We start from the raw sequence: 13,848 nt of genomic DNA, 5'->3' as shown, positions 1-13,848 counted from the left end.
GATGACGACCATGGAGGTCACCCGCTTCGGGCACGCCGCCGTCCTCGTCGAGGCCGCCGGGACCCGCATCCTGATCGATCCGGGCGCGTTCAGCTCGCCCGCCACGTTCGCCCTCACCGGGCTCGACGCGATCGTCGTCACCCACCAGCACGCCGACCACCTCGACCGCGACCGGATCGGCTCGCTCGTCGAGGCCAACCCCGGCGCCCGCCTGCTGGCCGAGCCGGAGACGGCCGCCGACCTCGACGGCTGGGAGCACACCGGCCCGGACCTCACGTTCGAGGTCGGCGGGCTGACGCTGACCGGCGTCGGGTCGCGGCACGCCGAGATCCTTCCGACGCTCCCCCGCGTCGGCAACGTCGGCGTGCTCGTCAGCGCCGACGGCGAGCCCACCCTGTTCCACCCCGGCGACACGTACGAGTACCGGCCGGAGGGGGTCGACATCCTCGCGCTCCCGCTGTCGGCGCCGTGGGCGAAGGTCAGCGAGACCGTGGAGTTCGTGCGGGCGGTCGCGCCCCGCACCGCGTTCCCGATCCACGACTGCACGATCTCCGAGGTCGCGTACGGGATCTACTGGACCCACGTGGAGGGCCACGGCGGCGTCGAGGACCTCCAGCGACTCCCCCAGGACGGCGCCCTCGCCCGGTGATCCCGGGCCCGATCCGACGGTGGCGACACTCACAGGTCGCAGACTGGCTTTATCTCACAACTGATATACGCTGGAGCATATGACCCAGAGCGACTCCTACCTCGCCCGGATCGGCACCCTGATCCGCGACGCGCGTCAGCACTCCGGCCTCACCCAGGCGCAGCTGGCCACCGAGCTCAAGACCAGCCAGAGCGCCATCAACCGCATCGAGAAGGGCCAGCAGAACCTCACGCTGGACACCCTCGCGCGGATCGGATCGGCCCTCGACTCCGAGCTCGTCAGCGTGGCCCCCGCGGCCGGCCCGAGCCACCTGCGCGTCAAGGGCGGCACCACGCTCTCGGGCAGCATCGACGTGAAGTCCAGCAAGAACGCCGGCGTCGCCCTGCTGTGCGCCGCGCTGCTGAACACCGGCACCACCGTGCTGCGCAAGGTCGCCCGCATCGAGGAGGTCAACCGCCTGCTCGAGGTGCTGGAGTCCATCGGCGTCCGCACCACGTGGCTCAACGAGCAGAACGACCTCGAGCTCGTCGTCCCCGAGCGCCTCGACCTGGCGAAGATGGACGCCGAGGCCGCCCGCCGCACGCGCAGCATCATCATGTTCCTCGGCCCCCTGATGCACCGCGTCGACAGCTTCGACCTGCCCTACGCCGGCGGCTGCGACCTCGGCACCCGCACCGTCGAGCCGCACATGACGGCCCTGCGTCCCTTCGGCCTCAAGGTCGTCGCCACCGACGGCAGCTACCACGCCTCCGCCGCCCGCGGCGTCGCTCCCGAGCGCCCGATCGTGCTGACCGAGCGCGGCGACACCGTCACCGAGAACGCCCTGCTGGCCGCCGCCCGCCACGACGGCGTCACGGTCATCCGCAACGCCAGCCCGAACTACATGGTCCAGGACCTGTGCTTCTTCCTGGAGCGCCTCGGCGTCCGGATCGAGGGCATCGGCACCACCACGCTGCGCGTCACCGGCAAGCAGGACATCCGCGGCGACGTCGACTACGCGCCCAGCGAGGACCCGATCGAGGCCATGAGCCTCATCACCGCGGCGATCGTCACCAGCTCGCAGATCACCGTGCGCCGCGTCCCGATCGAGTTCATGGAGATCGAGCTCGCGCTGCTCGAGGAGATGGGCTTCCGCTACGAGCGCTCCGAGGAGTACCTCGCCGAGAACGGCCACACGCGCCTCGTCGACATCACGACGCACCCGTCCACGCTGCGGGCGCCGATCGACAAGATCCACCCGATGCCGTTCCCCGGCCTCAACATCGACAACCTCCCGTTCTTCGCCGTCATCGCGGCGCAGGCCGAGGGCCAGACGATGCTGCACGACTGGGTCTACGAGAACCGCGCGATCTACCTCACCGAGCTCAACAAGCTCGGCGCGCAGGTGAAGCTGCTCGACCCGCACCGCGTCCTCATCGAGGGTCCCACGCACTGGAGCGGTGCCGAGCTGGTCTGCCCGCCCGCGCTGCGGCCCGCCGTCGTCATCCTCATCGCGATGCTCGCGGCGAAGGGCACCTCGGTCCTGCGCAGCGTCTACGTCATCAACCGCGGCTACGAGGACCTGGCGCTGCGCCTCAACGCGCTCGGCGCCGAGATCGAGACGTTCCGCGACATCTGACGCGTTCGACCGACCTGCGCCACCGCCCCTGCGCGGTGGCCTAGGTTGGTCGCGTGAGGACACCGCCGTACCTCGAGCCCGCCCCGCCCGTCGCGTTCGCGCACCGGGGCGGCGCCACCGTCGAGGCCAACCTCGGGATCGAGAACTCGCTCGCCGCGTTCACCCATGCCTACGAGCTGGGCTACCGGTACATGGAGACCGACGTGCGCTGCAGCCGCGACGGCGTCGTGTACGCGTGCCACGACGCGAGGCTCGACCGGCTGCTGGGACGCGACACCGCGATCGCCGACCTGGACTCTGCCGAGATCGACGAGGCGCTGCTCGGCGACCGTGAGCCGATCGTCCGCCTCCAGACGCTGGTCGAGGCGCTTCCCGAGGCGCGCTGGAACATCGACGTGAAGGCAGACGACTCCGTCGATGCCACGACCGACCTCGTCGAGCGGCTCGGCATCCTCGACCGCATCTGCCTGGCCTCCTTCTCGCACGCGCGGCTCGTGCGCATGCGGGCGCGCCTCCCCCGGGTGGTCACCTCGGCCTCGTCCCGCGAGGTCGCCCAGATGGTGCTGACCGGCCGCGTCCCGGCCGCTCCGCTGATCTTCCAGGTGCCCGTTCGGCACGGCCGCGCCCGCGTCATGACGCCGCGCTTCCTGCGCCGCGCCCACCGCGCCGGCAAGCACGTGCACGTCTGGACGGTCGACGAGCCCGCCGAGATGCACCGACTCGCCGAGCTCGGCGTGGACGGGATCATGACCGACCGCACCGACCTGCTCAAGCAGGTGCTGCAGGAGCGCGGCCAGTGGACGGAGCCCGCATGAGCGACGAGGTCGTCGCCACCCGCCGTGACCGCGGCCGCGTGGTCGCGTGGGGACTGTGGGACTGGGGCTCCGCGGCGTTCAACGCCGTCATCGTCACCTTCATCTTCTCGGTGTACCTCGTCGAGGGCGTCGGCGACGACGTCCCCGGTCCGTTCCGCGCCAGCACGTGGCTCGGACTGTCGAGTGCAGCGGGCGCCGTGCTCATCGCGATCATCGCTCCGGCGCTCGGCCGCCGCACCGACGCCGGCGGCGCACGCAAGAAGAGCCTGTTCTGGCTCACGACGGCGGTCGTCGTCATCACGGCGTCGCTGTTCTTCGTCGAGAACGACTGGCACTTCCTGTGGCTCGGCCTCACCCTGATGGCCGCCGGCTCGGTGATCTTCGAGCTCACCCAGGTTCCGTACTTCGCGATGCTGCGCCAGGTCTCCACACCCGACGACGTCGGCCGCGTGTCCGGCTTCGGCTGGGCGATGGGCTACTTCGGCGGCATCGTCCTGCTGCTGATCTGCTACTTCGGCTTCGTGGCCGGCGACGGTGACACCCGCGGCTTCCTCGGCGTCCCGTCCGAGAACGGGATGAACATCCGCCTCATCGCCCTGCTGGCGGCCGTCTGGTTCCTGGTCTTCGCGATCCCGCTGTTCCTCAAGGTCCCCGAGCTGCCCGCCACGGCCAACGCCGACGCGCCGAAGGTCAGCATCGCCGACTCCTACCGCGGCATCTGGAACGACGTCACCACGATGTGGCGCGAGGACCGCGACACGCTGAAGTTCCTCATCGCGAGCGCCTTCTTCCGGGACGGGCTGGCCGGCGTCTTCGCCTACGGCGCCGTCCTGGCCGTCTCGGTGTACTCGATCCGCGAGGACGACGTGATCCTGTTCGGCGTCGCCGCCAACGTGATCTCGGCCGCCGGCGCGCTGCTGGCCGGCCGCTACGACGACCGGATCGGGCCCCGCGCCGTGATCGTGTTCTCGCTCGCCTCGATGCTGGTCTGCGGCCTCGTGCTGCTGTTCGTCGACGGACCCCGGATGTTCTGGATCTTCGGCCTCGGCCTGTGCCTGTTCGTCGGGCCGGCTCAGTCGGCCTCGCGCACCTACCTCACGCGGATCACCACCCCGGGCCGCGAGGGGCAGAACTTCGGCTTGTACGCCATGACCGGCCGTGCCGTGTCATTCATGGCGCCGCTGTTCTTCGCGATCAGCATCTGGGCCGGCAACCTGCTGCTCGACACCGAGACCGACCGCTGGGGCATCGCCGGGATCATGGTGGTCCTGGCCTTCGGCCTGCTGCTGCTCCTGCGCGTCCCGGCACACGTCGAGGACCGTGCGCGTCGTCACAGCGCCGAGGGCTGAAAGGTCGCTCTCAGGGGAATCTCACGGATCTGTCGTACGTTGGAATGGACGGACACCACCAGAAGGGGGACCGACCATGGCAGAACGAGCCTTGCGCGGAGCGCGGCTGGGAGCCCAGAGCTTCGAGGACGAGCGCGGAGTCGAGATGGCACCGCGTCAGCAGATCGAATACGTGTGCGCCGACGGCCACACGTTCACGGTGACGATGTCGGACGAGGCCGAGGTTCCGGCCGAGTGGGAAGACCCGAAGACCGGCCAGATGGGTCGCCGCGTCGGCGGCGCCGAGCCGGACGCCAAGGAGGAGAAGCCGGTGCGCACGCACTGGGACATGCTCCTGGAGCGTCGCTCCGAGGAGGAGCTCGAGGAGATCCTCACCGAGCGGCTGGAGATGCTGCGCGGTGGCGAGATCGGCCCGCCGCACCTGCACCGCAAGAGCAAGTCCCGGAAGAAGTCCGTCAGCGCCTGAACGGATTCATCCGCAAGAGGCCCCACACGGTCACCCGTGTGAGGGCCTCTTTCACGATGTCGAGGCTCATCTTCGACTGACCGTGCACCCGCTCGACGAACGTGACGGGCACCTCGGCCACCTCGAGCCCTGCCAGGCGGGTCTGGCGGGTCATGTCGATCTGGAAGCAGTAGCCCTGCGACTCGACGGCCGCCAGGTCGATCGCTTCGAGCGTCTCGCGCCGGAACGCGCGGAAGCCGGCGGTGGCGTCCTTGACGCCGAGGTCGAGCATGAGCCGCGCGTACAGCGACGCCCCGCGCGACAGCGCCTCGCGCCGCTTGGGCCAGTTGACGACCGAGCCGCCGGGCACCCAGCGCGAGCCGAGCGTCAGCGGGACGCCCGCACGGGCCGAGTCGAGCAGCCGGCCGAGGTCCTCGGGGCGGTGGGATCCGTCGGCGTCCATCTCCACGAGCACGTCGTAGTCGCGCTCCAGCCCCCAGGCGAAGCCGGCCTTGTAGGCGGCGCCGAGGCCCTCCTTGCCCTCGCGGTGCAGGACGTGGATGCGCGGGTCGGCCTCGGCCAGCTTGTCGGCGATGTCGCCGGTGCCGTCGGGCGAGTTGTCGTCCGCGACGAGAATCTCGACCTCGGGCTGCTCCGTGAGGACGCTGTCGGTGATCCAGCCGACGTTGTCAGCCTCGTTGTAGGTCGGGATGATGACCAGCGTCTTCACGGCCGCTCCTTCGTAACTGGCGTTTACCGAGGACCCATCCTGCCACGGACATGACGTAGATCACCATGGTCCACCAGGATCCGTAGCGCGTGGCGGGCGTCGTGCCCTCGGCCGCCTGGACGTCGGCGATGACGGTGGCCGGCTCCTTCGCCGGAGCGCGCCCCACGACGTGCCCCTCGGGGTCGACGATGCCCGAGATGCCGTTGGTGGACGCGACCGCGACCCACCGCCCCGTCTCGATGGCCCGCAGCCGCGAGATCGCCCACTGCTGCTGCGGCTGCACGCCGCGGCCGAAGTCCATGAAGCTGGCGTTGCTGGTCTGGACGGCGATCATCTCGGCGCCCAGGTCGACGGCGCCGTGCACCGCGCCGTCGTAGGCGATGTCCCAGCAGATGGTCAGACCGATCGTCAGCCCGTCCAGCGTCATCGCGCCGGGCTCGTCGCCGGCGAGGATGTCGCGCGGGATGTCGCGGTCGAACCGCGGGACGAGCGAGCCGAGCTGCTCGCGGAACGGCACGTACTCGCCGTACGGCACGGGGTACTGCTTGAGGTAGACGTCCTGCTTGGGCCCGTTCTCGTCGACCAGCACCGAGGCGTTGTACGCCGTGTCGGGGCTGGGTCCGTCGAGGATCGCGCCCACGAGGATCGGCGCGCCGACCTCACGCGAGAGCCGGGTGACCTCGTCGCGCGCGTACGCGTTGTTCAGCACGTCGAGGTCGGAGCCGTTCTCGGGCCAGATGACAGCGTCGACCGGCTGGTCGATGCGCTCGGTCTCGGCCACGTGGAGGCGGAAGATCTCGGCGCGCGGCCACTGCAGGAACGGACCGGGGGTGTTGCCCTGGACCACCGCCACGGTCTTCGTCGCTCCCCCGTCGGCGATGCCGACCGGCAGCAGCAGCCCGATCGACGGGATCGCGATGGCGACGGCGAGCACGAGGACGCGCCGCTGCGTGACCGCCACGACCAGCAGGCCGGCCGTGAGCGCCATGAGGAACGAGGTGGCGGGCAGCGCGACGAGGCGGACCCACCCCTCGAAGCGGGCGTCGATCGCGGTGTGCGCCAGTCGTCCCCACGGGAATCCGGTGAGCGGGAAGCTGCCGCGCAGCTGCTCGCCCGCGGTCCACACCGCGGCCGCCCACAGCGGCCACCACGGCGCCTGCACGGCGGCCCGCAGCACCCACGTGATCAGCGAGATCAGCAGGGCCTCGATCGTGACCAGCGCGACCCACGCCCACGGGTCGACCGCGTTCATCCACCAGATGAGCGGGCCCATGAACGCGAGCCCGAAGACCAGTCCCACGAGCAGCACCCGGCGGACGGGCGCGTCACGCAGCGTGCGGACGACGTAGAGGTAGCCGGCGACGGCCAGCAGCATGACGCCCGGGAGCGCGAGCGGCTCGAACGCGGCCGCGGAGACGACGCCGAGCAGCGCCGCCGCGAGGACCTGTCTCACAGCCGGACGAGATGACGCGGGGTGTTGTTGAGGACCTCGACACCGTCCTCGGTGCACACGACGATGTCCTCGATGCGGGCGCCCCACTGGCCCTCGAGGTAGATGCCCGGCTCGATCGAGAACGCCATACCCGGCTCGAGCTCGAGGTCGTTGCCCTCGACGATGTAGGGCTCCTCGTGGGTCTCCTGGCCGATGCCGTGACCCGTGCGGTGGATGAAGCGGTCGCCGTAGCCGGCGTCGGCGATGATCTGCCGGCCGACGGCGTCGACGGACGCGGCGGTGACCCCGGGCCGGGCGTACTCGAGCTGGGCCTGCTGGGCGCGCTCCAGGACCTCGAGCATCGCCAGGTAGCCCGGGTCGGGCTCGCCGCCGGCGACGTAGTTGCGGGTGGAGTCCGAGCAGTAGCCCGCGGCGTTGGTGCCGCCGATGTCGACGACGACCGGCTCGCCCGCGCCGATGACGCGGTCGGAGACCTCGTGGTGCGGCGAGGCGCCGTTCGGCCCCGAGCCGACGATCACGAAGTCGACCTGCTCGTGGCCCTCCTCGACGATCGCGCGCGCGATGTCGGCCCCGACCTCGCGCTCGGTGCGGCCGGGACGCAGCCACTCCCCCATGCGCGCGTGCACGCGGTCGATCGCCGCGCCGGCGTCGCGCAGCGCGTCGACCTCCGCCGGATCCTTCACGGTGCGCAGCGCGGACACGAGCTGGCCACCGAGGACGAAGCCGGCCTCGGGCATGGCCTCCTGGAGGGCGAACACCCGCGAGGCCCACATCTGGTCGTCGACCGCGACCACGGAGGCACTGCCGATCAGCTCGGCGACGAGCGCGAACGGGTCGTCGAGCTCGGACCACGTGACGATGGGCATCGTCACCCCCGCGGCCTCGGCCGCGGCACGCTCCAGACCGGGCACGACGAGGTGCGATCCCAACTGCGTCACGACGAGACACGTCAGTCGTTCCAGGGGCTTGGCGGCGTAGCCGGTGAGGTACCGCAGGTCGGCCCCCGGGGTCACGAGAAGGGCGTCGATGCCGTTCTGTCCGGCGAGGAGGCGGGCGCGGTCGAGGCGTTCAGTCACAGCGAAAGGCTATCTGGCGCTCCTGACGAACCTGTGTGACCGTAGGCACTATCTGCACCACCCAACGGATCGGGGGATCTATGAAGAAGGCAGTCATCGCCGCATCGGCGGCAATCCTCACCGCCGGACTCGTCACCGCGTCACCCGCGGTCGCGAAGTCCGGCCCGACGGCACCGAAGGGTCAGGCCACCAAGCTGACCAAGGCGGTCACCGTCAACGGCATCCTGAAGCACCTGCGCCAGTTCCAGGCCATCGCGAACGCGAACGGCGGGAACCGGGCGTCCGGCCTCCCCGGCTACGACGCCTCGGTCGACTACGTGGCACGCGAGCTCAAGAAGTCCGGGTACAAGGTCACGGTCCAGGAGTTCACGTTCCCGTTCTTCCAGGAGCTCACTCCCGCCACGCTCACCGTCGGCGGCGAGCAGATCGAGAACGCGGTCTTCACGTACTCCGCGAGCGGCAGCGTCACCGGCCCGATCATCCCCACGAACGACGTCCAGATCCCGCCGGGTCCGGAGGCCGGCAGCAGCAACTCCGGCTGTGAGCCCGAGGACTTCTCTCCCGCTCCCGCCGAGGACGCCATCGCGCTCGTCCAGCGCGGCACCTGCGACTTCGCCGTGAAGGTCGACAACGCCGTGGCCGCGGGCTACGACGCGGTGCTCGTCTTCAACGAGGGCCAGCCCGGACGCACCGACGTGGTCGCCGGCACGCTCGGCACCCCGAAGACCGTCCCCGTGTCGGGCATCAGCTTCGAGCAGGGCGCGGAGTTCGTCGCGGCCGGCACGCCCACGGGCACGCTGACCACCGACGTCGAGTCCGACCTCGAGCGCACGACCTACAACGTGCTCGCCGACGTCCCGGCGTCCGAGCTCAAGAAGATCAAGAACAAGGACCAGGTCGTCGTCGTGGGTGCCCACCTCGACAGCGTCCCGGAGGGTCCCGGCATCAACGACAACGGGTCCGGCTCGGCCGGCATCCTCGAGATCGCCAGGCAGTTGAGCAGCACGGGGCTCTACAAGAACCTCCAGCGCCCGGTCCGCTTCGCCTTCTGGGGCGCGGAGGAGCTGAGCCTGCTGGGCTCGGAGCACTACGTGGCGAACCTGTCCGAGGACGAGCTGTCGCGGATCTACGCCAACCTGAACTTCGACATGATCGGCTCGCCGAACTACGCGCGGTTCGTGTACGACGGTGACGGCTCCGACGGTGATCCCGGTCCCGCCGGCTCCGGCGAGATCGAGAAGGTCTTCACGGACTGGTTCGACAGCCAGGGACTCGCCAGTGAGCCGACGGCCTTCGACGGCCGATCGGACTACGGCCCGTTCATCGCGGTCGGCATCCCGGCCGGCGGCCTGTTCACCGGCGCCGAGGGCGTGAAGACGCCGGAGCAGGTGGCGCTCTACGGCGGCACGGCCGGCGTGGCGTACGACCCGTGCTACCACCAGGCCTGCGACGACATGACGAACCTCAGCGTCAAGGCCCTGCACGAGATGGGCGACGCCGCGGCCTTCGCGGTGGCGACCCTGACGTTCTCCAAGAAGGGTCTCTACCCCGACGGCAGCCGCAAGGCCGCCCAGGGCAAGGCCCAGGGGAAGGGGAAGGCCCGCGCCCACCACCAGCACGGTCATCTCCAGACCCGCTGACAACTGAGTCGATCAGGCTCCCGCACCGCCCCGAGCGTGCCATCATGCGTGCATGTTCCTCTTCGGGTCGGTCGGGAGCCTGATCGTTCTCGCCCTGTGGGTGTTCTGCCTCGTCGACGTCATCACCTCCGACGAGTACGCCGTGCGACATCTGCCCAAGACCCTGTGGCTGATCGTCGTGATCCTGCTCCCGCTCGTCGGCTCGCTGGCCTGGCTGGCCGTCGGACGCCCCGCCGCCTCCACGCGCGACCTGCCCTACAAGGGCAACACCGCGGCCTCGGTCGCGGCGTCGCGGTACCCCGAGTACGACCGTCCCGGTCGCCACGTCCCCGCCGACCCGGAGGCCGACGAGGAGTTCCTGAGGAACTTGCGCGAGCGGGCCGAGGAGCAGCGCCGGGCCTATCGTGAGCAGCAACGATCCCGAGACGCCCAGGAGGGCGAACCCACCCCATGAGCTCTTCGCGACTGCTCCTGCTCGACACCGCCAGCCTGTACTTCCGCGCCTTCTACGGCGTGCCCGACTCGATCAAGGCCGCCGACGGCCGCCCCGTCAACGCCGTGCGCGGCATCCTCGACTTCCTCGCCACGCTGCAGGACCGCTACGAGCCCGAGGCCGTCGTGGCGGCGTGGGACGACTCCTGGCGTCCGGCCTGGCGCGTCGAGCTGCTCGACACCTACAAGACGCACCGCCTCGCCGACCCGGAGGCGGGCACCGAGGAGACGCCCGACCTGCTGTCGCACCAGGTGCCGCTCATCGCCGAGGCACTGACCCTCGCCGGCGCCACCGTGGTGGGGGCACCGGAGGCCGAGGCCGACGACGTGATCGGCACGCTGGTCCACCGCTGGGAGACGGGCATCGACGTCGTCACCGGGGACCGCGACCTGTTCCAGCTCGTCGACGACGAGCGCGACGTCCGCGTGCTCTACACCGCGCGCGGCGTCAGCAAGCACGACGTCGTGGACGCGGCGTGGGTGCGCGAGAAGTACGGGATCGAGCCGCACCAGTACGTGGACTTCGCCGTCATGCGAGGCGACGCGTCGGACGGTCTGCCGGGCGTCCCGGGCATCGGCGACAAGACCGCCGCCACGCTGCTGAACGAGCACGCCGACCTCGACGGCATCCGGGCCGCCGCGGCCGATCCCTCGTCCTCGCTGCGGCCGCGGATCCGCCAGTCGCTGCTGGACAGCTCGGACTACATCGACGCGGCGGTGCGCGTCGTCACCGTGCGACCCGACCTCGACCTGGCCGACCCGGTGGCCGGCGTGATCGACGAGCCCGCCCTGCGCGCGTTCGGCGAGCAGTGGAACGTCGCGGGCCCCGTCGACCGGCTGCTCCAGACCGTCACGACGTGACGCTGGAGTAGGCCACCACGCCCGTCCGCAGCTCGTCGAGCGCCGCTCGGGCGGTGTCGCGCAGCGGTCCGGCCCCGGCAGCGTCGGCGATCTGCGCGACGGTGTCGATCAGCTGCTTCATGGCGCGCACGAAGTCGCCCGCGGCCATCTCAGCCGAGCCGAGAACGAGGTCGAGGCTGGTGCCCTCGCACCACATCCAGACCGCGTACGCGAAGCCGAAGTCCGGCTTGCGCAGGAACGACAGCCGGTGCTCGCGCTCCAGCTGGTCGAGCTGGAGCCACAGCAGGCCCATCGACTCGGCCGCCTGGGCCACCGCCTTCGTCGGGAACCGCGCCGGCGGGGCCTCGTCGGAGTTGCGGGCCTCGTAGGTGAGGCCGCTGGCGACGGCCGCGAACTCCGACGGGGACAGGCCGCCCCACACGTCGTTGCGCAGCGACTCGCTGACCACGAGGTCGGACTCGCCGTAGATCCGCTGCAGGCGGCGGCCCTCGGGCGTGACCTCGTCGCCGTCGAGGTAGCCGAGCGTGTCCAGCACCTCGCACACGCGGTCGAACTGGCGGGCGACGGTATTGGTGCGCTGCTCCACGCGGCGACGCATGCTGTCGGTCTCGCGCTCGAGCTTGAACGCGCGCTCGGCCCACCGCGCGTGGGACTCCCGGTCGGGGCACGCGTGGCACGGGTGGTCGCGCAGCTCGCGCCGCAGCTCGGTGATCCGCGGGTCCTCGGCGGTCGGCCCGTCGCGGTACGCGGTCGGGTACTCCGCCAGGTGGCCGGCGCGGTTCCGCAGCGAGGAGGCCAGGTCGCGTCGCGACTGCGCGTCGCGGGGGTTGAACGACTTCGGAATGCGCATCTGCATGAGCGAGTCCACCGGCGTCGGGAAGTCCACGACCGCCAGTCGGCGGGCGTGCCGGTTGGCCGTCAGCACCATCGGGCGCGGGCCCTCGCGGTTCCCGGTGTCGGGATCGAGCACGACCGCCAGTCCCGAGAACTTGCCGGCGGGCACGTTGATGACGTCGCCGCGCTTGAGGCGGGTGAGCGACTCGAGCGCCTCCTCGCGCTTCGCGGCGCGACGGGACTTGGACCCGGCCGACTCGAGGTCGCTGAGGCGACGACGCAGTCGCATGTACTCCATGAAGTCGCCGAGCTCGCAGTGCACGGACTCGCGGTAGCCCTCGATCGCCTCGTCGGCCTTGCGGACCTTGCGGGCGAGGCCCACGACGGCGCGGTCGGCCTGGAACTGCGCGAATGACTGCTCCAGCAGCTCGCGGGCGCGCTCGCGTCCCACCTGGTGCACGAGGTTGACCGCCATGTTGTACGACGGCCGGAACGACGAGTTCAGCGGATACGTGCGGGTCGAGGCCAGGCCGGCGACGTGGCGCGCGTCCAGGCCCGGCTGCCACAGCACGACGCCGTGACCCTCGACGTCGATCCCGCGACGGCCGGCGCGGCCGGTGAGCTGGGTGTACTCCCCCGGCGTGACGTCGACATGGTTCTCGCCGTTCCACTTCGTGAGGCGGTCGACGACGACGGAGCGCGCGGGCATGTTGATGCCGAGCGCCAGCGTCTCGGTGGCGAAGACCACCTTCACGAGACCGGCGCTGAACAGGTCCTCGACGCACTCCTTGAACGTCGGCAGCATGCCGGCGTGGTGCGCCGCGATGCCGCGGCCGATGCCCTCGCGGAACTCGTGGAAGCCCAACACGGCCAGGTCGTCGTCCGGCAGGTGCGCGCACGCGGCGTCGACGTGCTCGTGGATCGCCTCGCGCTCCTCCTGCGTCGTGAGGATGAGACGGGCCGCCAGGCACTGCTCCACGGCGGCGGCGCAGCCCGCCCGGCTGAAGATGAAGACGATGGCCGGCAGCATGCCCTCGGACTCGAGCTTGAGGACGGTGTCGATGCGATCGGGCGTGCGGTGGCGGCTGCGCGGACGCTTGCCGCCCTTCGCGGGACGCCGCGGGCGGTTCTTGGCGAAGGCGCGGTTCCACTGGGCGTCCTCGCGCGCCATCTGCTCCAGCGTGTGGTTGACCTCGGTGGAGTTCGGCTCGAACAGGTCGAACATCTTGCGGCCGACCAGCACGTGCTGGTGCAGCGGCACGGGCCGGCGCTCCTCCACGATCGTCTCGGTCTCGCCGCGCACCTCGTGCAGCCAGGCGCCGAACTCCTCGACGTTGGAGACCGTGGCCGACAGCGACACGATCGAGACCGACGGCGGGAGGCCGATGATGACCTCCTCCCAGACCGCACCGCGGAAGCGGTCGGCGAGGTAGTGCACCTCGTCCATCACCACGTGCCCGAGGTTGTTCAGCGTGGAGGAGCCCGCGTAGATCATGTTGCGCAGGACCTCGGTGGTCATCACGACGATCGGCGCCTCGCCGTTGATCGTGTTGTCACCGGTCAGCAGCCCGACGTTCTCCGGGCCGTAGCGGTCGGCGAAGTCACTGAACTTCTGGTTCGACAGCGCCTTGATCGGCGTCGTGTAGAAGCACTTGCGACCCGTGGCCAGCGACAGGTGCACCGCGAACTCGCCGACGAGGGTCTTGCCCGAGCCGGTGGGCGCCGCCACGAGCACCCCGTGGCCGTCCTCGAGTGCCTCGCAGGCGCGCACCTGGAAGTCGTCCAGCCCGAACGGGTAGAGGTCTCGGAAGGCCGCGACGTGCGGGTGCTTCTGGTCCTTGCGGAATCGGGCGTACTGCTCGGCCGGGGTGGACATGACTCCAGCC

12 protein-coding genes are annotated in these 13,848 nt (G+C 70.6%); 8 read left to right on the top strand and 4 right to left on the bottom strand.

The genetic code is table 11. The annotated features are described in order from the left end of the window. Position 1 precedes the first annotated feature (1 nt). The 5 genes from ACK99Q_RS12165 to ACK99Q_RS12145 all read left to right on the top strand — a co-directional run bounded on the left by ACK99Q_RS12165 (position 2) and on the right by ACK99Q_RS12145 (position 4,897). Entirely contained in the window at positions 2-649 is a 648-nt protein-coding gene (locus tag ACK99Q_RS12165) for an MBL fold metallo-hydrolase (RefSeq protein ID WP_410186390.1), read from the top strand. Between the two features lie 79 nt (positions 650-728). Next, complete coding sequence (locus ACK99Q_RS12160; protein WP_410186389.1) at positions 729-2,267, top strand: UDP-N-acetylglucosamine 1-carboxyvinyltransferase; 1,539 nt, start codon at positions 729-731, stop codon at positions 2,265-2,267. A gap of 53 nt (positions 2,268-2,320) precedes the next feature. After that, positions 2,321-3,082, top strand: coding sequence for a glycerophosphodiester phosphodiesterase family protein (locus ACK99Q_RS12155; RefSeq protein ID WP_410186388.1), 762 nt, complete (start codon positions 2,321-2,323; stop codon positions 3,080-3,082). Then, on the top strand, positions 3,079-4,431 hold the full coding sequence (locus tag ACK99Q_RS12150) for an MFS transporter (RefSeq protein ID WP_410186387.1): 1,353 nt from the start codon (positions 3,079-3,081) through the stop codon (positions 4,429-4,431). Before ACK99Q_RS12155 ends, ACK99Q_RS12150 begins: the two co-directional genes overlap by 4 nt. A gap of 76 nt (positions 4,432-4,507) precedes the next feature. Next, the gene (locus ACK99Q_RS12145) at positions 4,508-4,897 is read left to right on the top strand and encodes an RNA polymerase-binding protein RbpA (RefSeq protein WP_179424317.1); all 390 of its coding nucleotides are present in this window, start codon (positions 4,508-4,510) and stop codon (positions 4,895-4,897) included. Here ACK99Q_RS12145 and ACK99Q_RS12140 read toward each other — a convergent pair. Genes ACK99Q_RS12140 through ACK99Q_RS12130 form a run of 3 tightly spaced genes read right to left on the bottom strand, consistent with a single transcriptional unit; the run spans position 4,887 to position 8,135 of the window. Next, entirely contained in the window at positions 4,887-5,606 is a 720-nt protein-coding gene (locus ACK99Q_RS12140; RefSeq protein WP_410186386.1) for a polyprenol monophosphomannose synthase, read from the bottom strand. The two genes, ACK99Q_RS12145 and ACK99Q_RS12140, sit on opposite strands and share 11 nt — an antisense overlap. After that, entirely contained in the window at positions 5,566-7,059 is a 1,494-nt protein-coding gene (gene lnt, locus ACK99Q_RS12135) for an apolipoprotein N-acyltransferase (protein WP_410186385.1), read from the bottom strand. The genes ACK99Q_RS12140 and lnt overlap by 41 nt, the downstream gene beginning before the upstream one ends. Continuing rightward, positions 7,056-8,135, bottom strand: a complete 1,080-nt coding sequence (locus ACK99Q_RS12130; protein WP_410186384.1) for a M24 family metallopeptidase — start codon at positions 8,133-8,135, stop codon at positions 7,056-7,058. Before ACK99Q_RS12130 ends, lnt begins: the two co-directional genes overlap by 4 nt. Positions 8,136-8,215: 80 nt before the next feature. Here ACK99Q_RS12130 and ACK99Q_RS12125 point away from each other — a divergent pair, with 80 nt between their 5' ends. Genes ACK99Q_RS12125 through ACK99Q_RS12115 form a run of 3 tightly spaced genes read left to right on the top strand, consistent with a single transcriptional unit; the run spans position 8,216 to position 11,128 of the window. After that, positions 8,216-9,775, top strand: a complete 1,560-nt coding sequence (locus ACK99Q_RS12125; RefSeq protein ID WP_410186383.1) for a M28 family metallopeptidase — start codon at positions 8,216-8,218, stop codon at positions 9,773-9,775. Positions 9,776-9,827: 52 nt separating this feature from the next. Then, positions 9,828-10,229 carry a PLD nuclease N-terminal domain-containing protein gene (locus ACK99Q_RS12120; protein WP_410186382.1) on the top strand — a complete coding sequence of 134 codons (402 nt, stop codon included), beginning with the start codon at positions 9,828-9,830 and terminating at the stop codon, positions 10,227-10,229. After that, a complete protein-coding gene (locus ACK99Q_RS12115; protein ID WP_410186381.1) occupies positions 10,226-11,128 on the top strand; it encodes a 5'-3' exonuclease H3TH domain-containing protein in 903 nt (300 codons plus the stop codon). The genes ACK99Q_RS12120 and ACK99Q_RS12115 overlap by 4 nt, the downstream gene beginning before the upstream one ends. Here the strand turns inward: ACK99Q_RS12115 and ACK99Q_RS12110 are convergent. Next, on the bottom strand, positions 11,118-13,838 hold the full coding sequence (locus ACK99Q_RS12110) for a DEAD/DEAH box helicase (protein WP_410186380.1): 2,721 nt from the start codon (positions 13,836-13,838) through the stop codon (positions 11,118-11,120). The genes ACK99Q_RS12115 and ACK99Q_RS12110 overlap by 11 nt on opposite strands. Positions 13,839-13,848 lie beyond the last annotated feature (10 nt).

The organism is Aeromicrobium sp. MLTX1 (assembly GCF_046452335.1).
In the GTDB taxonomy this organism is placed as follows: Bacteria; Actinomycetota; Actinomycetes; order Propionibacteriales; family Nocardioidaceae; genus Aeromicrobium.
Note: the sequence above shows the minus strand (reverse complement) of the source record. Positions and strands in the feature narration are given on the sequence as shown.